Raw genomic sequence first — 22,791 nt, 5'->3', positions numbered from 1 at the left:
TCCAAGTTGGTATAGGCTTGGTTTCCCTGACAAAGTGGGCGCGTAATGACCGTGACTCCCGTTCGATTGCACAGTTGGTTGCGCCTGCAGCGCGAGAGTGTGTCCCTGGCCGCCCGGGCTGATGCGTTGTGTCTGGCGCTGCAGGAGTGTCCCGAAGTGCAGCGGGCGGTGTACCTGAGTTGGCAGCTCCCTTCGCGAATCTACCGCCATGAGGGCACGGCCCAGCATTTTCCGCCGGGACTTGGCGACCCTGCGCTGGCCAGCGACCAGGTGCTCTTCGATCTTCTGGCAGACACAGGGCGCCTGGCCCTGGCTGATGTGCGTCGACTCGATTGCTGGTTGTCCGGCCGGTTGCGCCGGGCCGCGATCAGCCATGGCCAGGTGTTCGACCTGGCCTTGACGCCCGGGCAGCCGGGCTTGTTGCTGGTGCAAGTGCGCGAGGGCGTGAGTCTCGATTGGCTGGGATGGGTCCAGGATTTGCTGACGACGCTGCTGAGCAGTGTCAACGGCATGCTGCGCGGTTCGCCGCTGCTGGGCCTCGACCCGCAACCGAGCCTGTTGCTCGACGCGCAAGGTCGACCGTTGGAGTTCAACGCGGCACTGATGGCGTTGCTCGCGGAAAAATCGCTGGGCGATGTGCTGGGTTTTTTACCGGTCAATCACCGAGAGCTGGTGCGTGCCTGCCTGACCCAGCAACGGGCTGTCGAAGGCGTCGAGGCTCAGTTTAAGTCACAGGTCCTGATCTGGACGTTTATCCCCGACCCCCAGGAAAACCGGGTGCTCGCCCGTTGCCGCGACGCCACGGCGCAGGTGCTGGCAGAGCGTGAGGCGGCCACTGCACGACGGCTTTACCGGCTGATCATCGAAAACACCACCGACCTGATTTCCCGCCACACACCGGATGGGCGTGTGATCGATGCGTCACCGGCCTCCTGGACCTTGCTCGGCTATTGGCCCGAAGCACTGCGCGGGCAAATGGCCCAGGGCCTGTTCCATGGCCAGGACCTGGCCGGCCTCGTGCAGCGTGCACGCGATGCGCTGGAGCAGGATGGTTATCACACCATGACGTACCGCATCCGCCATCGCGACGGCCATTACCTGTGGTTCGAAACGGCCAGCCGGGCAATCCGGGAAACCTACACCGGCGCGGTGGTTGAAATCGTCTGCGTGTCCCGGGACGTTACGGCCCGCGTGCAGGCCGAGGAGAACAAGCGACGCCTGGCCGAAGTGGTCGAGGCCAACATCGATCCGGTGTTGTTCATCGCTCCCGGGGGCCTGGTCACTTACCTCAATCCAGCCGCGCGCCGCATCCTCGGGATTGATGAGCAACAACCCATGCCGGCCCTGGCTACGTTGTTCGCCAGTGCTGACCTTGCGCGCCTGCAGCGCGACGGTTGGCGCAGCGCCGAGCGCGACGGTGTCTGGAGCACCGATGCGCGCCTGCAACCACCGGACGGCGGCACATCGGTGCCGGTGTCGCTGGTGTTGCTGGCGCACCGTTCGGCCAGCGGCGAGCGCTATTACTCATTGGTCGCGCGTGACATGACCGAGCGCGAACTGCGTGAAGCGCAACAGCGCCGTCATCAGGACGAACTGGCGCACACCGCACGCCTGGTCACCCTGGGTGAACTGGCTTCGGGAATCGCCCACGAAATCAACCAGCCGCTGGCGGCCGTGGTCAATTATGCGAACGCGAGCCAGCGCTACCTGCAGACGCTGGGCTCCAATCCTCAAGCGGCAGCGAGAGTGACCCAGGGCCTGGAGCGCATTACCCATCACGCCACCCACGCCTCCGAAGTGATTCGGCGGCTACGCGCCTTTTTACGCAAGGGACAACGTCGCATGCAGGCGCTGAACCTGACTGACGTGGCCCGCGAAGCCGTGCGTTTATGTGCCTGGGAGGCGAGCAATTGCCAAGTGACAATCGAGGATCGACTGCCGGATAATCTGCCGCCCGTTTATGCCGACCGCGTGTTGCTGGAACAGGTGCTGCTCAACCTGTTGCGTAACGCCATCGACGCCAACCGTGAGCAACATCCCGGGCAGCCTTCGGTGATCGTGATGACCGTGGGGCAGGGCGGTGGCACGTGCGTGGAGATCCATGTGCAAGATCAGGGGCCGGGCGTCAGCGAACCACAACTTCAGCAGATCTTTACCCCCTTCTACACCAGCAAGGCCGATGGCCTGGGGCTCGGTCTGTCCATGAGCCGCAGCATCATCGAAGGTTTCGGTGGCGAATTGAATGCCCGGCGCCAGCCTGTCGGGCTGCTGATGTGTTGCCGCTTGCCACTGGCCGGCCCAACAAAACAACAATAGGAATCAGGTAATGGCAGGTGTAACGGAGCAGGTGGTGTACGTGGTCGATGATGACCAGGGCATGCTCGAGTCGACGGTCTGGCTCCTGGAGTCGGTCGGGCTCAAGGCCCTGCCGTTCACCAGTGGTGTCGCGTTCCTCGACGCCTGCGATGCGAGCCTCGACGCCTGCGTGCTGCTGGATGTGCGCATGCCCGGTATGGGCGGCTTGAACGTGCAGGAAGAAATGCGCATGCGCCAACTGAACCTGCCGATCATCTTTGTCAGCGGGCACGCGGATGTGCCGATCGTGGTGCGCGCGTTCAAGGCCGGTGCCCATGACTTTATCGAGAAGCCTTACAACGAACAGCTGTTGCTGGACAGCGTGCAACAGGCGCTCAGCAACTGTGCCACCCACCGTTCGGGTAACCAGGGCCACGAAGCCTTGCAGGCGCGCTTGCTGACCTTGACCCCGCGCGAGCGCGATATCCTGTTGCCGCTGGTGCAGGGTTACACCACCCGCGAAATCGCCGAGCAACTGGGCGTGAGTGCAAAAACCGTCGATCTGTATCGCGCGCGCGTCATGAAACGCATGCAGGCCAATACGTTGCCGGACTTGGTGGGCATGGCCATCGCGGCGCAGATGGTCGATCCGCTGAAGTTGCGTTGATCCCTCGCCCTGGCCGGCATCTGCTTGATGTTGCACTCATCGACCCGCCGCTGAGCCTGCCAGTGTTCTTGCTGCAATGTAGCCGAACGTCATGCCCGGCCCGAGGGTAATGCCGCCGCTGGGGTAATGACCGTTCATGATGCTGTTCATGTCATTGCCCACGGCGAACAGTCCTGGAATCGGCGCTTGATTGTCGTCCAGTACCCGGGCACAGGCGTCGGTGTGCAGCCCGGCGAAGGTGCCGAGGCTGCCAGGCACCAGCTTCACGGCGTAGAAGGGGGCTTGGCGCAGGCTGCCAAGGGACGGGTTGGGACCGTGGAGGATTTCCCCCTGGTTTTTGTTGTACAGCGACTCACCGCGACGAAACTGCGGATCGCAGCCTTTCTCGGCAAACTGATTGAACGTGTCGACCGTGGCCTGCAGTTGTTGCGCATCGATCCCACACTGGCGTGCCAGTCCTGCCAGGGTCGAGTCCTTGAACAGATAGCCCATGCGCACATAGGACGCTGTGGGGAAGGGAAAGGGCCTGGACCAGCCCAAACCGTAGCGCCGCTGGGCGCGATGGTCGCAGATCAACCAGGACACCGGGGTTTCTCCCGGTCCGCAGGCGTCGAACAGTGCGCACATGTAGTCATGGTAGGAGTCTGCTTCGTTGACGAAGCGTCGACCATCCCGGCGCACGGCGAGAAAACCCGGTTTCGCCCGATCCATCAAATGTGGAAAGCCACTGAAGCCGCCGTCCTCGCGCGGCACGCGAGACACCGGTGCCCACGCAGCGGCCTGCGCCAGGTCGCTGGCGACGCGAGCGCCGACGCTTTCAGCCAGGCGCAAGCCATCGCCGGTATTGCCCTTGGGGGCAGCGCTCAAGTGTGCGCTGCCATCAGGGGCGTGGGCGAACTGCTGGGCAATTCGTTGCCGGTCGTGGGGGAAGCCGCCGCAGGCCATCACCACTCCCCGTCGTGCACGGATCTCGAGCAGGCCTGCGCCGCGGTCGATACGCGCGCCGACCACACGTTGGTCCTCGCGCAGCAGCTCACCTACCTGTGTATCGGTCAGCAGGCGGACGTTGCGATCCAGGGCACTTTTCAACAGCCGCGCGACCAAGGCATTGCCGTTCACCAGGTGCATGCCCCGGCCGTGGCACATCAGGTCCCGGGCATGGCGCAACAGGCGTTTGCCGACATACAGCAGTGAACTTGCCGAGCGGGTCGCATTGAGGAAGTGGTTGAGATCGGCGCCGCCGGCAATGCCCATTCCGGCAAGGCTGATGAGGTCCAGCGGACGCCGAAGCTTGTCGATCCACGGACCCAGTCGACGACCATCGAATGGCAGCGCGCAGAGCGAGCGGCCGCCTCGGGCATGACCTTCGCTGGCATGAAAGTCTGGCATCTTGCTGCCGGAGAAAAACTGCACTTCGGTATGGCGCTGAAAAAATTCGACCATCTTCGGGCCCTGCTCGAGGAACATCTCCATGCGCGGGTCGAGCACATCGCTGTGCAGCTCGTTGCGCAGGTAGATTCGCGCCTGTTCGAGCTCTTCCACGACGCCTTCGGCGACTGCCAACGGGTTGCGTGGGACCCACAGCCAGCCGCCCGACCAGGCACTCGTGCCGCCGAGCACCGGCTCTTTTTCCACCACGATGACGTCGAGGCCGAGCTCGGCACAGGTGACGGCAGTCGCCAGGCCCGAGGCGCCGGAACCGATGACCAGGACATCACAGATAAGGTCGTCGACATTCATCGACGGCAAGACGCTCATGGCGACCTCCATATTTGGGCTTTTCACTGTAGGAGCGAGCATGCTCCGGGCGGCGTTCCGACGATGGACGTCAACGATGACGCGGAGTACCTGGATATACGCGGCGCATTGGAGATCATCGCGAGCATGCTCGCTCCTACTGGGGACGGTTATTGCAACGGTGAAAAGTCGGTCGGGCGCAGCAGGCGCGACTCCAGCGTCACCACGGCGTCGAGCGCCTTGTTCTGCCTGGCGAAGTCCTGCCAGCGCGGATCGGCGGCCATGGCGTTGCGGCGGTTCATGCGATCGTCGAGGCTGGTATAGGCCCAGATGTGCACCACCTGGTTGACCTCGCCGATTTCGGTGGTGAAGAAACCGACCAGGTTGCCCAGGTGCTCTTGTTGCACGGCCAGTGCCGCGGTTTTGTACAGTGCCAGCCAGTCGCCAAGGCGGGTCGGTTTAATCGTGTAGGTGCGCAGTTCGTAGTACATGCGGTGCTCCGGTTTGGGCGTGTGGGTGTGTGTTGTGCTCAAGACGGGCGGCGATATCACTGGCGGCGAGGTAGCCGAAGGTGATGCCCGGGCCGAGGGTGATGCCAGGGCCTGGGTAGGTGCCGTCCATGATCGAATTCATTTCATTGCCGGCGGCGTACAGACCGGGGATCGGTGCACCGCTGCGGTCGAGCACGTTGGCCTGGCCGTTGGTGACCAGTCCGCGGGCGGAGCCGAGGTCGCCAGTAAACAGGCGAATGGCGTAGAACGGCGCCTTGTGCAGCGGCTTCAGGCACGGGTTGGGTCCATGGAGCGGATCGCCCATGTAGCGGTTGTAAGCGCTGCTGCCTTTGCCGAACTGCCGGTCGACGCCAAGCACTGCATCGGCGTTGAACTGCGTCAGGGTCTGCTCCAGGGCCGTGGCATCGATGCCCGCGATGAGGGCCAGTTCGGCGAGGCTGTCTGCGCGCAGCAGGTAACCGGCTTCGATCAATGCGCTGTTGTCGACCGGCCGCGGACGGGCCAGGCCCATGCCGTATCGGTTCAAGGCTTCGCTGTCACAGATCAGCCAGCAGGGCGCATTCGCGCCGCCGTTGGCGAACATGCCTTGGACGAAGCAGTGATAGGAGTCCGACTCGTTGACGAAACGTCGTCCGGCGCGGTTGACTGCGATCACACCGGGTTTGGCCCGATCGGTCACCAGGTGGGGAAAACGCTCGAGGCTGCCGTCGGCCTTGCGCAGGACCGAAACCGGCGCCCAGAAGAAGTTTGCCGACAGGTTGTCGCCAATGGCCGCGTTGACCGCAGCGGCCAGTCGTTGTCCGTCCCCCACATTGGCCGCAGGGGACATGCTCCAGTGTTCCGAGTCGGTCGCTGGCCGCTGCCCCGCGGCTTGGGCGCCGGCGGCAAATCCACCCATGGCCAGTACCACACCGCCCTTGGCCAATACCTTGCGGGTTTGTCCGCGCCAGGTGATCTGCACGCCCTCCACGCGTCCCTGTTCGATCAGCAGCGCGTCGGGCGTCGCCTCGAGCCACAAGTCGACGCCGTTGGAGAAGGCGGTGGTCGCCAGCCGGGCGATCAAGGCATTGCCTACGGTCAGGCGCGTTCCGCGTGGATGGCTGAGACGATCGATAGCATATCGGCCCATCAGTTTCAGGCAGTGCCAGAGCGATTGCGGCGAGCGCTTGAAGCTGAGGAAGTGCTGGATGTCGACACGATTGACCATCATGCCGCCGAACAGCAGCATGCCGTCCGGTGGCCGCTTCAAGTCTTTGAAGTGCTCACCGAGCTTGCGCCCGTCGTACTCGTCGATTTCCAGGGCGCGACCGGTTTGCGTGCCACCGGGCAAGTCCGGGTAATAGTCGGGCGACAGTGGCCGCAGGCTGTATTTGAGTTCGCTGTTGGCCTGCAGAAAACTCAAGGCTTCGCGGCCATTGTCGATGAAGGCGTCGATCAGCGCCGGGTTGTAGCCAGCCCCGATCACCTCCTTGAGGTAGCGGCGCATTTCGTCGGCGCCCAGGTGATGCCCGGCGGCCCGGGCCTGATCGGTGTCGTGCAGCCAGACCGCGCCACCGGAAATCGCCGAGGTGCCGCCGAAGGTTTCGGTCTTTTCCACCAGCAAGACCTTGAGGCCGCGGCAACTGGCGGTCACTGCCGCGGCGAAACCGGCGGCGCCGCTGCCCAGGACAATCACGTCGTAGGCCCGGTCGGCACCGGCAGGGAGCTGGGTAGTCGTCATGTTCATTGTCTATCGCCTGTTAAGGACACGGCCGCAGATCAGATCTGCAGCGGTGTCACGCCCATGAAGTGGCCGAGGTTGCCCAGTTGCGCCAGGGCCATTTGCGGGCCGGTCTGGATCGGGCAACCGCGGCTTCGGGCGAAGGCGAGAAACGGCGTCACCGCTGGCGAAGTCACGACATCGGCAACCAGCGTCGACGCTTGCAAGCTTTGCATCAGGCCTTGAGGCAATGGCAGCGGACCTTCATCGCTGGTGGCGTCCATGCCGACCGGCGAAGCGTTGACCACCAGATCGAAGTGCTCAAGCGAGGAGGGATTGGCGCTGATCACTGTCTCGGGAAACGTGTCGCGCAACAGTTCGCCGAGCATCTCGACGCGCTCCGCGCTCAAGTCGCTGATGACCAGATGACGGATCCCGCCCTGGCACAGTGAATAAGCAATCGCACTGCCGACACCGCCGGTGCCGATCACCAGCGCCTGTTTGTCTTGCGGATTGAAACCCTGCTGGCGCGCCGCACTGAGAAAACCTTCGCCGTCGACGATATCGCCCACCAGCCGGCCGTCGGCCTCGCGCCGGATCACGTTGACCGAACCCAGCGCCGCCGAGCGCGCACTGACGCTGTCCAGGCGGCCGGCCAGTAGCTGTTTGTAGGGTACGGTGACCACGCAGCCGCGCAGGTTCTGCCAGCCACGCAAGGTCTCGACGAAGTTCTGCAGGGCGCTCGGCGCAAGGTCGATGGCCAGCATGGCAACGTTTTGCCGGTGCCCAGCGAACCAGTGGTTGAAGTTTTCCGGCGATTTGACCTGTGTCACAGGCGAGCCGACGATGGCGACCAGTTCAGTCGAACCCTGAATCATTTGATGTACCCGCTTATTGGCTGTGTTGTGGGGCCGATAGTGCGAGCGGGGAGGGGAGCGGACAATCAGGCTGCCAGGCGTTTAAGTTGATAATCGCAGCATCAGTGCGATAATCGCATTATCTGCCTGAATTAGAGTCGTCGCGATGAAGCAGCCCACCATCCATCAACGGGACCTGATCGTCGGCCTGCAAAAAGGCCTGGCGTTGTTGCAACTGTTTTCCCAGGAACATCCGCGCCTGAGTGTGCCGGAGGTGGCGCGCATGGCCGACATGACGCAGAGCGCTGCCCGGCGTTTTTTGCTGACGCTGGTGCATGACGACTTCGCGCAGACCGATGGTCGTTTCTATTGGCTGACCGCCAAGACCCTGCGCATTGGCCAGGCCTATGTCGATTCGGCCGTGCTGCCGCGCATGCTGCGGCCGATCGTCGAACAGGTGGCGCGAACCACCCAGGAGCATGTGTCGGTGGGCATTCGCGACGGGGATGACATCGTGCATGTGGTGCGCAGCCGCTACAGCCACATCACCTCGATGTCGATCCGGCCTGGCTCACGGGTGCCCATGTATTGCACCGGCAGTGGCCGGCTCTGGCTGGCGAGTTTGTCTGGCGAAGCGCTGGACGGGTATTTCGCACGCAACCCGCCCCAGGCGATCACCCCCTACACGCTCACCGATGAAAAACAGATCCGCGCCGAAATCGCCGTGGCGGCGCAGCGTGGCTACGTTCTTGTGGATCAGGAATACGAAGTGGGTATGCGGGTGCTGAGCGTGCCGTTGATTGATCGCGAAGGGCAGCTGCAGGCCACCTTGACGCTCACTACCCATGCGTCGCGAATGACCGTGGAGCAAATGCGCGAGCGTTATCTGTCCGCCTTGTATGAAGGCCAGGCCTTGTTGCGGCCGATCATGACGCTGTAGGGCGATGGTGTTGCCTGTGGGGAAGGTTGCGATTGATCCGACGTGGACGGATGCCAAGGGCAGCTATCGGCCAAAGCGGACGGTTGGAGTGAAGAAATAAAGCCGCCCCTTTCGGTCCCCTTTTCGCGCCCGGAGGTACTTCAGTAAGAGTTGTTCAGCTGCTGAAGCTCAAGTTGCTTGGCAGCACTGGCCTCGAGGTTTGCACGCTCTTCATCCAGATACCGATAAATGCTTTGGAGGTTGGCGATTTTCTGTTTGATTTCCGCCATCTTCTTTTCAATTAGCTTAGCGCCATCAGCACAATCGATCAGCTGGTTGCGCTGCGCATCCAGAATCTCGCCTATTTCTCCCAGGGAAAACCCCATGCTTTGCGCGCGCTGGATAAAATCCAGATCCTGAAGCGTTTGCGCTGTGTAAACGCGATAATTGTTGGTTTGCCGCACCGGTGAGATCAGGCCGATTTGCTCGTAGTAACGCAGCGTATGACGGCTGGCACCGCTGCGGGCCTCGAGCTCGCCGATTTTCATGGAAACACCGCTTGACTGTAGAGTTGGGTCGATAGTTTACGCTTGGTTTCTCACCTTAAACAAGGAACAGGGAAATGAGCGTGGAGTGCTTTGTCACGGGGGGTACTGGCTTCATCGGTCAACATTTGGTGGCGCACCTGAGTGCAAAAGGTCACACCATTCGGGTGTTAATGCGTCGCCCGGAGCGACTCGCTGCACTGCGGGAGCAAGTCGACAATTTGGGAGGGTGCGCAACCCGGGTATTTGCCGTAGCTGGCGATCTGGAACGGGACAACCTCGGGTTGAGTCTTGCCGACCGAGAAGTGCTAAGGCACGCCAGTGTCATATTCCACCTGGGCGCCCACTTCGCATGGGGGCTTTCAGTGGCGCATTCTCGTGCGGTGAACGTGGAAGGGGCAAAACGCGTGGCGCTGTTGGCGGCTGAGCAAAAAAGCCGGTTAGTGATGATCGGCGGCTACATGCTGAAAAATCATGAACATCTGCAACGCATCGGAATTGATCCTCGTCATCCGCAGCTGACGAATTGGCCTGCCGTCTACCGACATGTCGGTGGTTACGAGGGGAGCAAGCTGGAGGCGCATTTTGCGACCCTGGAGGTCATGTCCGCCAAGGGCGGGGAGATGACCGTTGTCCACCCTGCGACGGTTTGTGGTCACAGCCGCACGGGGCATATCCTGGACGGTCAGCCGCTGGTAGAGCTGATACGCAACTTTGTGCAGGGAAAGCTGACGGCAGTGCCCGGTACGGCCGAGCACTGGCTGCCACTGGTCACCGTCGATTACCTGGTTGAGCTGGTGGCGGTTTGTGCTTTTGATCCTGCCATGGTGGGCCAGGAACTGCTGGCGCTCGATGGCCAAACGCCCAACTTGCGAGAACTCCTGGTACAGGTGGCACAACCTTTGGCTTTAAAGTCTCCCAAGCACTACGTTTCACTCCGATTGCTGAAGTGGCTACTGAGTATTCCTCCGGTCGCGCGGTTTTTGAATACAAAACCCGAAGCCTTGGACTTTATCCAAACCACTCGTTTTGATACTGCGCCGGTCGAGCAGTTTGCCAACAGGCATGGAATAGCCAAACCGGATATACGTCAGTCTTTGCAGCACACTGCAATGTTCGTCAACTCATATTGCATAGCCAAGGGCCAGGCCCTCTGACTTCTACCTTGGGGGGCGACAAAGCCGTTAGCCCCGCCATTCCATCCAACGACAATTCAGCGACAGGGATCGTCATCAATGCAATCTACTTTCAGCAAAGGCCTCATATTTGCACTCTGCGCTGCGGCGCTGAACGCAACGATCGGTGTACTCAGCAAAGTACTCATGAGTAATGGTTTCACCGCGAGCAGTGTCGCTGTCATCAAGACCGTACTGGGTTGCGTGCTTCTCTCGATCTTACTGTTTTTCCTCAAGCGCCCGGCGGCGTCGACCAAATGGACTCAGGCGGCTATCTGCGCATTCCTTGGCATCTTCGTGCTGTTCCATTTCGAAACGTCCGCCTATCGACACTACGCTGCGGCGGGTGTGGTGGTGGTGCTGATGGCCAGCGCCTCAATTTCCTCGATCATTCTGGGGCGCATTTTCCTCAAGGATGCCATCACCGCGAACGCTACCGTTGGCGCCGCACTGGCCATCGCCGGGATCTCGGTGATCTTCGGCGGTGACCTGCAGCAGGGCTTTACCCTGCAAGGTGCTGCGCTCGCCTGCATGGCCGGCTCCGGCTATGGAGCCTTTTCGGTTGCCATGAAGCGTATGGGAGTGTCGGGTGGGCTGCATTTCACCCGACAATTGTTGTTCTTTGGCAGCCTGTACCTGCTGATGCCGGCTGCGGCCGATGGTTTCGCGATCGGCGAGTTGTCGCCGTTGGCGATCGCCGCGCTGCTGGCGCTGGCCACGCTGCCGACAATCCTGGGCTTCTTCTGCACCACCAAGGCCATCGAGTACCTCAAGCCATCCCAAGTGCAAGCGCTGGAGCTGACCGAGCCATTGTTCGCCGCGCTGCTGGCGTTTGTGGCGCTCAATGAAGTACCGCGCGAAAGCCTGTACGCGGGAGCGGCACTGATCATCGTCGGTCTGTGTTTCTCCAATGAACTCATTCGCTTGGGCAGCAAAGCATCCGTCCCTTCGACCGAGTGAGCTATTTTCGGATTCTGTTTACTTTGGCAATCAGCGGTTTTCGCTGATAGTCGCAGATCATCCCGTGAGAGATGATCTGCGCGCATTCCTAGTCTTTGTTGCCGACCTTGTTCTGAGCTACTTCCTTGCTCGTGGCATTCAACTGTGCAGGCTCGAGCTTGACTGTAAGTCTGTGCAGTGTGCCGGTGAACGCAAACGGCACTTGGTAATCCTTGTCATCCACGGGGGTGCCGGTATCGGAGCCGACATCGAAGCTTTCATCGACACCGAAGACGAATGGGACGCTGTGGGGAATCGTATGACTGACCAGTTGCTTGCCATCCACTGAGAGTACGCCGGTGCCGCCTTTGCCGAATCCCGGCCCGGCATATTTGAAGTCAAAGCTGATGCTGTGCTTGCCGGGAGTAAGTGCCTCGGTCCCTTCCCAGCGGAAGCGCGCAACGCCTTCAAGGTTGTAATTGAAAATCGGCTTGCCTTTTAGAAGGTAGAGGGCGTAACCACCGAAGCGGCCACCATCGGTCACCAGCGCACCGTCGCCGCCATTTTCCGGAACAGTAATGTCAGCCGTAATGACGTAGGACTTGTTCAAGATGCTGGGTTCGTTGCCGGGAAGAATGCCGGTCACTGGCGACAGATAATCGAATTCGCTCCGTCCGGCCACGATGCTCGGCCTCTGTGCAAGGAGGCGCGCCGAGCCGGAAGCGTCGAGCGGCAACACTTGGTACTTGTTTGCTTCCACCCAGAACAAGTCCTGTAGCTCCTTGAGTTTTGCGGGATTGGTGGCTGCAACATCGTCGTTTTGTGTCCAGTCCTTGGTGATGTCGTACAGTTCCCAATTGACGCCATTGACGATGTCCTTGGGTGGCTGAGCGGTGAGGTCCCAAGGTGCGCGGAAGGGTGTCGTTGAAGCCATCCAGCCCTCGTGATAAAGCGCACGCAAACCAAACATCTCGAAATACTGGGTGGTGCGTGTAGAAGGCTTTTCGGCACTCTGTTTGTCGAAGAGGTAAGCCATGCTCGTGCCTTCGATAGGTTTTTGCGCAATGCCGTCAACTTGCAGCGGCGCATCAATGCCTGTGGCTTCCAGGATCGTCGGTTCGATGTCAATGACGTGGTGGAACTGGTTACGGATCCCGCCGGCATCCTTGATCCGGTTCGGCCAGGAGATGGCCATGCCTTGGCGAGTGCCGCCAAAATGCGATGCAATTTGCTTGGTCCACTTGAAGGGGGTATCCATGGCCCAGGTCCAGCCCACGGCCATGTGCGGATACGTCTGGTCCGACCCCCAAGCGTCTAGATACTTCAACTGGTCGGCAACCGATACGTCGATTCCGTTGAAGGTGGTCATTTCGTTTGGCGTGCCGTTAGGGGTGCCTTCGGCACTGCCGCCGTTGTCGCCACTGATGTAGATAATCAGCGTGTTATCGAGTTTGCCCATGTCATCGATTGCCTGGATCACCCGGCCAATTTCGTTATCGGTGTACGCGAGATAGGCTGCGTAGACCTCCATCTGGTGGGCATACAATTTTTTCTCGTCCGCCGACAGTTCATCCCATTTCTTCAGGGAGTCAGGCCACGGCGTGAGTTTGGCTTGCGCCGGGATCACGCCAAGGCGCTTCTGATTGGCGAAAATCTGGTCGCGCGCGGCATTCCAACCCATGTCAAATTTGCCCTTGAATTTGTCAATCCATTCGGGGGGCGGATGATGTGGCGCGTGAGTACCGCCAGGGGCGTAATAAAGAAAGAAAGGCTTCTTCGGATCGAGCGCGTTCAACTCATGGACGTAGCTGACCGCGTCATCCGCCATCGCGGTGATGAGGTTCCACCCCGGTTTGCCGACGTAAGGATGGATCGGCGTGGTGTTGCGAACCAGATTGCCCGGCTGCCACTGGCTGGTTTCTCCACCCATGAAACCGTAAAAATAATCAAAGCCCATCCCAATGGGCCATTGATCAAACGGACCGGCCTGACTGGCCTGGAATGACGGCGTGTTGTGGTTTTTGCCAAACCACGACGTTGCATAGCCATTGTCCTTGAGGATTCTGCCAATGGTCACCTTGTCCTTGGTGATGACGCTGTTGTAGCCGGGATATCCGGTTGATGTTTCCGTGACCATGCCGAAGCCGACGGAATGGTGATTGCGCCCGGTAATCAAGGCCGCGCGTGTCGGTGAGCACAGTGCCGTCGAATTGAATTGCGTGAAGCGTAATCCGGCTGCCGCGACGCGATCCAGGGCGGGCGTGGGGATGAGGCCGCCGAAGGTACTGGGCGCGCCAAAACCGACGTCGTCGGTGATGATCAACACTACATTGGGCGCGTCTTTAGGCGGGACGACGGTCGGTGTCCAGTAGGGCGTGGAGTTCGCGGCGTCGAGGTTGATAACGCCACCGAATGCCGCTGGAGGGTTAGGGAGGTATCGTCCATCGATGGTCGTGGTCGCGCTGGGAGAGCCGGGCGTGCCGTTGACTTCTTGTGTCGTTGCATTGGCACAAGAGAACGCAAGCAAGGTAACGGCCAGTCCTGAACAGATGCGCTGGCTCAGCCATAACGGTTTATTCCAGTGTGCAATGGCCATGGCCAGCTCCTGTAAACCCCCGAACCCCAGACTCGGAGTGTAGAACCGTTTTTTTCTCTCGCCAGTCCATCTCAACATTGATCCGAGTGGCCGTTGACTTTGGAGGAGTGCTGTCTATACCTGATCTTGATATCAGGCAGGTTCAGCATCGGCCGCAGACTGTATGCGAGAGGGGCGCAAATGCTTATCAGGAAACCGCATTTTGCTACCGCCATCGTCTGTGCCGGGATCGTGTCGATTTGCCTGGCGTTTGCGGTATCTCAGCACATTCGCGGCCCTAAGCCTTTGACGCTGGGTGATGGGAAAAATGGCCCGCGGGAAATGGTCTGGCTTCCTGCAGGCGAATTTTTGATGGGGAGCGATCATAAGCTGGCTCGTCACAATGAGGGGCCGGCGCACAAGGTCCGACTTGAAGGGTATTGGATCGACCGTTACGACGTCACCAACGCCAATTTCGCCCGTTTCATTTCTGAAACTCATTACGTCACCACCGCCGAACGCAAACCCGAATGGGAAGACCTTAAAGTCCAGCTGCCACCAGGGACGCCTGAGCCCAATGACAGCGAACTGGTGCCTGGCGCAATGGTTTTTGTCGGCACGGACAGACCTATCCCGCTCAATGACTTCAGCCAGTGGTGGGCGTTTGTCCCGGGGGCTGACTGGCGTCACCCGCTGGGCCCGGACAGTACCATTGAGGGCAAGGAAAACCATCCGGTCGTGCAAGTTTCACATGAAGATGCAGAGGCGTACGCAAAGTGGGCGCATAAACGTCTGCTGACCGAGGCTGAATGGGAGTACGCCGCAAGAGGTGGTCTTGAACAGGCGAATTATGCGTGGGGGAGTGACTTCTCACCCGGTGGGGAAAAGATGGCGAATACCTGGGATGAGATACAGCCGTTTCCAGTGACCGGAGCCAGTAATAAATTCAAGGTTGGCACCAAGCCGGTAGGCAGTTACCAACCTAACGGCTACGGGCTCTACGATATGTCCGGGAATGTTTGGCAATGGGTCGCCGATTGGTATCGTGCCGATGCGTTTAGAGTTGGCCTCAAACGTCAACCAGCGGGTGAAGCAGTGGTAAACCCAGTGGGGCCCTCCGACAGCTATGACCCTGAACTTGGGGTGACGGCCAATGCACCGCAACGTGTAATCCGAGGCGGATCTTTTCTTTGTAGCGACAGCTACTGCACAAGTTTTCGCACCAGCGCCAGGCAGGGTGCTGATCCTATGAATTCCATGTCGCATCTCGGCTTTCGCTTGGCAATGAGTAATGACCAATGGGAAAAGAACCGTTGAATACAAAATGCGCTTGGGTGTGAAAGCACGAAAGACTGCCCTTGGCCGATTCTGTTGAAAAAGTAACTCCCCTGTCTGGCCTGCGGCAAAATCTCTGCATTCATGTTGAACGTGGGCTACTGCTAAGGTATTCGCTCCGAGCGGCGGTCGTGCGAAGAGACCCATTTAAACCTGGCGTATCGCTGGTTCTGCCGGTTAAGCCTCAGGATGAAATTCCCAATCACTCGACCTTTTCCAAAAAATCGACACGGCCGTTTTCGGGGCAGCGGTCTGTTTCGCTGGCTGTTCAATGAAGTGCTGCGTCGTTGCATGGACGCAGGTGATCTGCAAATCCGACTTTTTCAACAGAATCGGCCGGTTGCTGCCTGCCGTGAAGCATTACCAGCAATCAGCCTTTTTCAACTTTTTTGATCCAGGTCTCAAGCTCCATCACCATCCTGTTGACCTCGCTGTCCTGCCGTTCAGAGGGGCGAACGATGGCGTTCCAGGCAATGTCCAGGCCGTCGTTCAGTGCCGCCCACGCAAGCTCTCCGCGCTCGAGGCTGGGGCTCACCAGGTCCCGTTGCAGGATGCTGATGCCGTAGCCTGAGCGAACCAGTTCAACGATGGCTTCGATCAGCTCCACGGTGATCATGCGGCGCGGCAAGATGCTGGCAGGGGCGAAGAAGCGGTCGTATTCCCAGCCGCTGGCGCGATCGGTTGAGTAGGTCACCAGGTTGTAGGTCTTGAAGTCCTGCGCGTAGATATTTTTCCTGTCCGCCAGGGGGTGGTCGGTGGCCATGATCGCGATCAGGTCGTCGCGAAACAGCGGCAGCTTGGCGACACCGCTGGGCACCATGCCGTCATCGATGATGGACACATCGATCCGGCCTTGCATCAGGCTGGCGTACACGTCGTTGCGGGGCACGGTCACCAGGGTGATTTCGATGTCCGGGCGCAGGCTCGAGTAGTGCTTGATGAACTTTGGAATCCAGCGAAACGGGCCATAGGAGGTGACCCCCATGCGCACGAACGCGGTGACGCCGCCGGCCATCGACCGGGCTTCGGACTCGGCCTCGTTCAGTATCGCGATGATGTCCTTGGCGGCCCGTTCCAGGCGCACGCCGGCAGGGCTGAGCCGCAGCTTGCCGCCTGATCTTTCGGTCAGGCCCACACCCAGTCGCCGTTCGGCTTCGCGCAGGCGGTGGCTGACCGCCGAGGGCGTCAGCCATAAGCGCTCGGCAACGGCCGTGACCGAGTCGACCTGCGCCAGGGTTTGCAACATCACAAGGTGATCGAGGGTAAGTCTCATGGCGAGCGACCTGAAAATAATTCACAAAATTGCGTAAAATTATGAGCGTGACTTGTTTTTGGTGGCGATGCAATCTGAATCCAGCAGAGCCCACCGGAGACCACAACAATGACCAACCTGCCCACCACTGCTGCACACACCCTTGGCGATATCATCGACCTCGAGCGTTACCCCATCACCGATCGCGCCAGTTCCTCATACCGGGCACTGGTTGCGCAAAGCCAGTCGCTGCTCGGCGAAGAGGGCGTGGCGATCTTCCCGGGTTTTGTCCGCGAGCCATCGGTTGTCGCCATGGCGCAGCAGACCCTTGCACTGCACTCGCGCATGTTTCGTTTCAGGGAGAATCACACGGTTTATTTCAAACCCCAGGACGAAAGCGTCGATCCGCAACATCCGCTGCGCCGCTTGATGACCACGGCCAAAGACACCGTTGCCTACGCCGATATTCCGCTCGACCATGCGATCCGGTCGATCTATGAAGCGGATGAAGTCCTGGCGTTCATCAAGGATGTATTGAACCTGGAAACGCTCTATCGCCACGCCGATCCACTGGCCGCCCTCAACCTGCAGGGCTTCACGGCAGGGCAGGAATTGGGGTGGCATTTTGATCGTTCCGACTTCAGCGTCACGCTGTCACTGCAGGCGGCGAACGCGGGCGGGGATTTCGAGTATGTGCGCATGCTGCGCAATGAACACGACGATTGTCATGAGGCGGTGAGGCAATTCCTCGATGACCCGAAAACACAGCAGGTAGAGGTGCTGCCTCAGGTGCCCGGCACCCTGACACTGTTCCGTGGCCGCTATTCATTGCACCGGGTCACGCCGGTGGCAGGCGACAGGTTGAGGCTCAACGCGGTGTTGGCGTATGTGGACCAACCCAATGTCGAATTCAGCGCCTATGCACGCCAGTTGTTCTACGGACGTACCACCGTTGATCCATTGGTTTGAGTGTCGCCCATAACCATAAAGGCAACTGATTCACTTCTTCGCTTCACATGTTTGCGCGCGCACCTGGCCATGTTAAATCTCATGGGCCCATTTGTTCCTGTGTCGCCCACAACAGTTCGCTGCCCCCAATAATAATGATTCGGAGCGTCTGATCATGAAAAACAGGAAGAGTTTGCTGGCTTCTTTACTCACCCTTGGCTTGCTCGTCGGCAGTGCTTCAAGCCAGGCTTCGGGCTGGTGTGATTCGGGCAAGCCGGTGAAATTTGCCGGCTTGAACTGGGAGAGCGGGATGCTCCTCACCGACATCATGATGGTGGTGCTCAAGGAGGGTTATGGCTGTGCCACGGATCAGCTGGTGGGCAATACCATCATTCTTGAGACCGCGTTGGCCGGCAACGACATCCAGGTGTTTGGCGAGGAGTGGATGGAGCGCAGCGAGGTCTGGAAAAAGGCCGCGGCGGCCGGCAAGGTCGTCGGGGTGGGCGCGCCGATCATCGGGGCGACCCAGGGCTGGTATGTGCCGCGTTATGTCGTGGAGGGAGACACCAAGCGCAATCGACCGGCGCAGGCGCCCGAGCTGAAGACGGTCGCCGATCTGAGCAAGTACCCGGCGGTGTTCAAGGATCCGGAGGAGCCGTCCAAAGGCCGTTTCTACAACTGCCCTGCGGGCTGGATCTGCGAACAGGACAATACCGAGATGTTGAAAGCCTATGGGCTGGAAAACACCTTCACCAACTTCCGCCCAGGGACAGGAGCGGCATTGGATGCCGCCGTGCTCTCCAGTTATAAACGCGGTGAACCGGTGCTGTTCTACTACTGGTCACCGACGCCGTTGATGGGGCAGATCGATGCGATAAGACTGGAAGAAACCGGGGCCAACAAAGACGTCGTCACCATGGTCGGGCTCTCCAGGACTTTCCATGAGCAGGCACCCGAACTGGTCGCGGTGCTGGAGAAGGTCAACATTCCCATCGATCTGTTGAACCAGAACCTGGCACGGATGACCCGGGAACGCATCGAATCGCCGAAGCTGGCGAGGATGTTCCTCAAGGAGCACCCGGAAGTCTGGCACGCCTGGGTCGATGAAACCGCGGCAAAAAAGATCGAGGCGTCGCTCTAACCAGTCACGAGGGCACGGATGCCCGCCCTGCGTAACACTCTTCTACTACTGATTTTTACCGTTTCTGCACAGCGGCGACGCCTCTGTGCGCCCAGGAAAAACACCATGATCAAATCACGAGCCGCTGTCGCCTTCGCGGCGAACCAGCCTCTACAAATCGTCGAAATCGATGTGGCACCCCCGCAGGCCGGGGAGGTGCTGGTGCGAATCATCGCCACCGGCGTCTGCCATACCGATGCGTTTACCCTGTCCGGCGCGGATCCGGAAGGCCTCTTTCCAGTCGTCCTCGGGCATGAAGGCGGCGGCATCGTCGAGGCCATCGGCGAAGGCGTGACCTCGGTGGCGGTGGGGGATCACGTGATCCCGCTGTACACACCGGAATGTGGCGACTGCAAGTTCTGCATGTCCGGCAAGACCAACCTCTGCCAGAAAATTCGTGCGACCCAGGGCAAGGGCCTGATGCCGGACGGCACCAGCCGTTTTTCCTATCAGGGCCGACCCATTTTCCACTACATGGGCACTTCGACCTTTTCCGAATACACCGTGCTGCCGGAAATCTCCCTGGCGAAAATCCCCAGGGAAGCGCCACTGGACAAGGTCTGTCTGCTCGGTTGCGGCGTGACCACCGGCATCGGTGCTGTGCTCAACACCGCCAAGGTGGAAGAGGGCGCCAGCGTGGCGATCTTCGGCCTGGGCGGTATCGGCCTGGCGGCGATCATCGGCGCCACCATGGCCAAGGCCGGTCGCATCATCGCCATCGATATCAACCCGGCCAAGTTCGAGATCGCCAGGCAACTGGGCGCCACCGATTTCATCAACCCCAAGGATCACGACAGACCGATCCAGGACGTGATCGTCGAAATGACCGAGGGCGGCGTCGATTATTCCTTCGAGTGCATCGGCAATGTCCAGCTGATGCGTGCAGCGCTTGAGTGCTGTCACAAGGGCTGGGGCGAGTCGGTGATCATTGGCGTCGCCGGCGCCGGTCAGGAAATCAGTACTCGCCCGTTCCAGTTGGTGACCGGTCGTGTCTGGCGCGGTTCGGCATTTGGCGGCGTAAAAGGCCGCAGCGAACTGCCCACTTACGTCGAAAAGGCCCAGGCCGGTGACATTCCGCTGGATACCTTCATCACCCACACCATGGGGCTCGAGGACATCAACAAGGCCTTCGACTTGATGCATGAAGGCAAGAGCATTCGCACCGTCATCCATTTCGATCGCTGATTCAAGCGCCCTGGCGTCGAGCGCGCACGGGCCCCATACAGCCTGTTTTTCATAGAGAGAGCATCAAGATGAGCATCTTCACCCACGTCACCGTTGGTACCAACAACTTGCAGCAGGCCCGCCGTTTCTACGACACCGTGCTCGCCACACTCGGCCAGAAACGCATCGCCGATCTGGATGACAATGGCTCGATCTGGGGTGAAAACGCCCCGTCGTTCTTCGTGCTCAAACCCGCCAATGGCGCGCCTGCCAGCGTCGGCAATGGTGTCACTGTCAGCTTTGAAGCAGCAGATCGCGCCGCTATCGACGCCTTCCACGCGGCAGCCCTGGCCAGCGGTGGCACCGACGAAGGCGCACCGGGTCCGCGAGGCTGGGCACCCAACGCCTATGCGGCTTACGCACGGGACCTGGACGGTAACAAGCTGGCTGCATACTGCTTCAAGGCGGCGTAAGTCATAGGCGCTGCGCTTGACCGGCATCGCCCATGGGAACAGGGTCACTTCACGAGTTTGCCAGTGACCCTGTTCCCCCCTTTGTGCAGCGGGCAGCCGGTTGAATCCACAGTCCACGGGAGACGTTCATGCCAGGGTGCGCCAGCACCAGGGGATTGCTCGTGAAGCTAAACTGTTGCCGCTGACCGCAAACTGACCCAGTAAAGGCTGTTCTGCCGACTGAAAACTGACCCAGGTATTCAACTGCTTCTGCTCACTTTTCGAGCAGGAGAACACAGGGTGATGCAACAGAAACCGCAGCGGCCAGCGCAGTTCGAGATTACTGAACAAACACGGTCATCAATGATCACGACTGGCCAGCCGTGCAACCCATGGATTGGCACTCAGGCCGTGTAATAGCACACTGAGTAAAACGGTACAGACAGCAGTAGCCACCAAGGTACGGCTTGCTTGCAGGGGGTAGGCCAATATCATGACGGCAAAGACAATACTGGCCAGGCCTCGCGGGCCGAACCAACCGATGAAGAGGCGAGTTTCGAAATCGAAGCGGGTTCCGACCAGGCTGATCAGCACGGGCAGTATGCGAATCATGGTCAGGCTGAGCACCGAGTAAAGCCAGATGTTCAGGGTGAGGCTGCTCCAGGCCCACGGGATCACCAGTGCGCCAAATACGACCCAGGTAATGACCGATAACAGACTGGCGAACTCTTCGCTGGCCTTGAGCATCTGGTGCTTTTGCTCGGTAAACAGAAAGCTTGCAAGCAACCCACCGACGAACGCGGCGATAAATCCGCTACCGCCTAGTGTTTGCGCTGTGGCAAAGCACAGGATGGCGAGCCCGGGCAGGGTCAACTGTGACCACACTGGCGTTTGCCACTGGTGTTTTACGGAGTAGCGCTGCAACCGCCAGGCGATGAGCGTCAGGGTAATACCGATGAGTGCACCGATGCCCAGTTCCTCGATCACTAACTCTAATGCCAGTGAGATAGGGGACCGTGTCTGTTCTTCGACCAGCAATGCCAAAAACATAAGCAACACTGGAACGCAGATTCCATCATTCAACCCGCTCTCAACGTTTAACCCTTCACGCACGGACGCGGGAACCTGAGGGTTGCTCACAACCGCCTTGCCGAGCGCAGCATCGGTGGGTGCCAGAAGGGTTGCCAGTATTGCCAGTTCCAACGGTGGGACCTGTGGGAACAGCCAGACGCCGACTAGCCAACCACCCGCTATGGTCAGCGGTAGCCCTATCATCAGCAAGCGCAGTGGAAGCCCTTCATTGGCCCGAAGGACCTTCAAATCGGCGTTGGCCGCATCGCTGAACAGAACAATCGCCAGCGTCAGCTCAGCCAGGAACTTGAGGCCCTCCCTGTCAATCCGGAGTTGCAGAACGCCCAGAAATGCCGGGCCGAGCAGCAAGCCGGCAAGCATGAACATAAGCGGGCCATTAAGCAGGCGTGACTCGAAGCGCCCCGCAAATAGGCTGTAGGTAAGGAGGAAGGCGGCAAGCAGCGCTAGGTTCTGATACATCGACGACCTGCCTGTTAAGGGTGGGCAGATGTAACACGCGACCTTGAGGTAAACACTTTCAGGGTAGCCCCATTTGCAGTTTCGTGGAGAACACCGGACCTATCGCAATGGTTCAGATACCGACCCCGGACGGGGCTATCGGCGATTCGGGCCAGGCACTGATTGAAGGAATGCCTGGCAGCGGTGCGCCAAAGGGAGGGCCTACCAGGACGCTCTCCAAAGAAACGACTTGGAGTCGATGATTCAGACGTTCAAATCGGCACTGCTAAAACCGTTGCGCTGATAAAAGCGCTCCAGCTCACGGGCTTCCGGCTCCCTGCCGGTGAAAATCTTCAGGTACTCGGGGATGTAGCGCATGCGCTGGGCCAGGGGCTCCCGGGTTTTCATGCTGATGTAGCCGATTTGCGTGAGGTAGATCGAACGGGCGCGGGTTATTGCCGCATCGTGTTCAAAGCCGAAACGGTCGAACATCTGCCGCAATGCCTCGACGCGCTGCTCGTCAGCCTGGCCGATTTCCTGCGCCACTTCCGGTGATTGCAGCGCCCAACTGCGCATGGCGAACTCGAACTGCGAGTCGAACAAATCGCTGTTTAGCCAGCAGTCGAAGACGTTGAGGATCGCCTCGGTGATGGACTCGGCATAGGCCTGGGATTTGGTCACCAGGTTGAAGGTGTTCTTGTTTTTCCATTGCTCGATCAAGGCGACGAGCAAGGCATCGCGGTCTTCGAAAAACCAGTAGAAGCTGGTGCGCGACAAATTCAGTTTTTTCGCCAGCGGCATCACTCGCACGGCATCGACGCCTGACTCGGTCAGGCTCTCGTAGGCCGCATTGAGCCAGGCTTCCAGTGAGCCTCGGCCTGCCGGTTCCGCCATTGAGGTGGTTGCTTTCATGGGCATTTCTTCCCTGTTGAAATGTGCTTTTCGTGGCCAACTGTACACCAGCGTCAAGAGTATTGACACCTATGTACACAGGGGCATATTGTCGGCGT

General features: G+C 59.8%; 19 protein-coding genes and 1 pseudogene. 11 read left to right on the top strand and 9 right to left on the bottom strand.

Annotated elements, in window-relative coordinates; all coding sequences use genetic code 11:
• The first annotated feature begins 45 nt into the window (after positions 1–45).
• Positions 46–2,316 carry a PAS domain S-box protein gene (locus tag CGA21_RS04535; protein WP_188263630.1) on the top strand — a complete coding sequence of 757 codons (2,271 nt, stop codon included), beginning with the start codon at positions 46–48 and terminating at the stop codon, positions 2,314–2,316.
• Positions 2,317–2,326: 10 nt separating this feature from the next.
• Positions 2,327–2,962: a response regulator transcription factor gene (locus CGA21_RS04530; RefSeq protein ID WP_188263629.1), complete on the top strand. Its 636-nt coding sequence runs from the start codon at positions 2,327–2,329 to the stop codon at positions 2,960–2,962.
• A gap of 36 nt (positions 2,963–2,998) precedes the next feature.
• Here CGA21_RS04530 and CGA21_RS04525 read toward each other — a convergent pair whose 3' ends face one another.
• From CGA21_RS04525 to CGA21_RS04510, 4 genes are all read right to left on the bottom strand, one after another.
• Positions 2,999–4,720 (bottom strand): FAD-dependent oxidoreductase, encoded by a 1,722-nt coding sequence (locus CGA21_RS04525; RefSeq protein ID WP_223193990.1) that lies wholly within the window; start codon positions 4,718–4,720, stop codon positions 2,999–3,001.
• Positions 4,721–4,869: 149 nt separating this feature from the next.
• The gene (locus CGA21_RS04520) at positions 4,870–5,190 is read right to left on the bottom strand and encodes an NIPSNAP family protein (protein ID WP_020800477.1); all 321 of its coding nucleotides are present in this window, start codon (positions 5,188–5,190) and stop codon (positions 4,870–4,872) included.
• Positions 5,159–6,937 carry an FAD-dependent oxidoreductase gene (locus CGA21_RS04515; protein ID WP_188263628.1) on the bottom strand — a complete coding sequence of 593 codons (1,779 nt, stop codon included), beginning with the start codon at positions 6,935–6,937 and terminating at the stop codon, positions 5,159–5,161. Before CGA21_RS04515 ends, CGA21_RS04520 begins: the two co-directional genes overlap by 32 nt.
• A gap of 32 nt (positions 6,938–6,969) precedes the next feature.
• Entirely contained in the window at positions 6,970–7,788 is an 819-nt protein-coding gene (locus CGA21_RS04510; protein ID WP_188263627.1) for a shikimate dehydrogenase family protein, read from the bottom strand.
• A 145-nt stretch (positions 7,789–7,933) separates the two neighbouring features.
• Here CGA21_RS04510 and CGA21_RS04505 point away from each other — a divergent pair, with 145 nt between their 5' ends.
• Positions 7,934–8,707: an IclR family transcriptional regulator C-terminal domain-containing protein gene (locus tag CGA21_RS04505; RefSeq protein ID WP_110752403.1), complete on the top strand. Its 774-nt coding sequence runs from the start codon at positions 7,934–7,936 to the stop codon at positions 8,705–8,707.
• Between the two features lie 140 nt (positions 8,708–8,847).
• On the opposite strand, the gene CGA21_RS04500 is transcribed toward CGA21_RS04505, so the two are convergent.
• Positions 8,848–9,234 (bottom strand): MerR family transcriptional regulator, encoded by a 387-nt coding sequence (locus CGA21_RS04500; RefSeq protein ID WP_188263626.1) that lies wholly within the window; start codon positions 9,232–9,234, stop codon positions 8,848–8,850.
• A 74-nt stretch (positions 9,235–9,308) separates the two neighbouring features.
• Here CGA21_RS04500 and CGA21_RS04495 point away from each other — a divergent pair, with 74 nt between their 5' ends.
• Positions 9,309–10,388: an SDR family oxidoreductase gene (locus CGA21_RS04495; RefSeq protein ID WP_188263625.1), complete on the top strand. Its 1,080-nt coding sequence runs from the start codon at positions 9,309–9,311 to the stop codon at positions 10,386–10,388.
• A gap of 78 nt (positions 10,389–10,466) precedes the next feature.
• Positions 10,467–11,366: a DMT family transporter gene (locus CGA21_RS04490; protein ID WP_188263624.1), complete on the top strand. Its 900-nt coding sequence runs from the start codon at positions 10,467–10,469 to the stop codon at positions 11,364–11,366.
• Between the two features lie 88 nt (positions 11,367–11,454).
• Here CGA21_RS04490 and CGA21_RS04485 read toward each other — a convergent pair whose 3' ends face one another.
• Positions 11,455–13,941, bottom strand: coding sequence for an arylsulfatase (locus CGA21_RS04485; RefSeq protein ID WP_188263623.1), 2,487 nt, complete (start codon positions 13,939–13,941; stop codon positions 11,455–11,457).
• A gap of 180 nt (positions 13,942–14,121) precedes the next feature.
• Here CGA21_RS04485 and CGA21_RS04480 point away from each other — a divergent pair, with 180 nt between their 5' ends.
• Both CGA21_RS04480 and CGA21_RS04475 read left to right on the top strand, forming a co-directional pair.
• On the top strand, positions 14,122–15,237 hold the full coding sequence (locus CGA21_RS04480) for a formylglycine-generating enzyme family protein (RefSeq protein WP_188263622.1): 1,116 nt from the start codon (positions 14,122–14,124) through the stop codon (positions 15,235–15,237).
• A gap of 102 nt (positions 15,238–15,339) precedes the next feature.
• Positions 15,340–15,558, top strand: a pseudogene (locus tag CGA21_RS04475) (transposase); the annotation flags it as partial.
• A gap of 67 nt (positions 15,559–15,625) precedes the next feature.
• On the opposite strand, the gene CGA21_RS04470 reads toward CGA21_RS04475, so the two are convergent.
• The gene (locus tag CGA21_RS04470; protein WP_110752415.1) at positions 15,626–16,528 is read right to left on the bottom strand and encodes a LysR family transcriptional regulator; all 903 of its coding nucleotides are present in this window, start codon (positions 16,526–16,528) and stop codon (positions 15,626–15,628) included.
• A gap of 108 nt (positions 16,529–16,636) precedes the next feature.
• On the opposite strand from CGA21_RS04470, the gene CGA21_RS04465 reads away from it, so the two are divergent.
• The 4 genes from CGA21_RS04465 to CGA21_RS04450 all read left to right on the top strand — a co-directional run bounded on the left by CGA21_RS04465 (position 16,637) and on the right by CGA21_RS04450 (position 20,272).
• Positions 16,637–17,476, top strand: a complete 840-nt coding sequence (locus tag CGA21_RS04465; RefSeq protein ID WP_110752417.1) for a hypothetical protein — start codon at positions 16,637–16,639, stop codon at positions 17,474–17,476.
• A 154-nt stretch (positions 17,477–17,630) separates the two neighbouring features.
• Entirely contained in the window at positions 17,631–18,596 is a 966-nt protein-coding gene (locus CGA21_RS04460; protein ID WP_110752419.1) for an ABC transporter substrate-binding protein, read from the top strand.
• A 105-nt stretch (positions 18,597–18,701) separates the two neighbouring features.
• Positions 18,702–19,820: an S-(hydroxymethyl)glutathione dehydrogenase/class III alcohol dehydrogenase gene (locus CGA21_RS04455; RefSeq protein WP_110752421.1), complete on the top strand. Its 1,119-nt coding sequence runs from the start codon at positions 18,702–18,704 to the stop codon at positions 19,818–19,820.
• A gap of 68 nt (positions 19,821–19,888) precedes the next feature.
• Positions 19,889–20,272 (top strand): VOC family protein, encoded by a 384-nt coding sequence (locus tag CGA21_RS04450; protein WP_110752423.1) that lies wholly within the window; start codon positions 19,889–19,891, stop codon positions 20,270–20,272.
• A 339-nt stretch (positions 20,273–20,611) separates the two neighbouring features.
• On the opposite strand, the gene CGA21_RS04445 is transcribed toward CGA21_RS04450, so the two are convergent.
• On the bottom strand, positions 20,612–21,802 hold the full coding sequence (locus tag CGA21_RS04445; RefSeq protein ID WP_042955806.1) for a cation:proton antiporter: 1,191 nt from the start codon (positions 21,800–21,802) through the stop codon (positions 20,612–20,614).
• 243 nt (positions 21,803–22,045) lie between these two features.
• Positions 22,046–22,693 (bottom strand): TetR/AcrR family transcriptional regulator, encoded by a 648-nt coding sequence (locus tag CGA21_RS04440; protein WP_110752470.1) that lies wholly within the window; start codon positions 22,691–22,693, stop codon positions 22,046–22,048.
• Between the last annotated feature and the right edge of the window lie 98 nt (positions 22,694–22,791).

It is taken from the genome of Pseudomonas sp. PSB11 (assembly GCF_014596605.1).
In the GTDB taxonomy this organism is placed as follows: Bacteria; Pseudomonadota; Gammaproteobacteria; order Pseudomonadales; family Pseudomonadaceae; genus Aquipseudomonas; species Aquipseudomonas umsongensis.
Note: the sequence above shows the minus strand (reverse complement) of the source record. Positions and strands in the feature narration are given on the sequence as shown.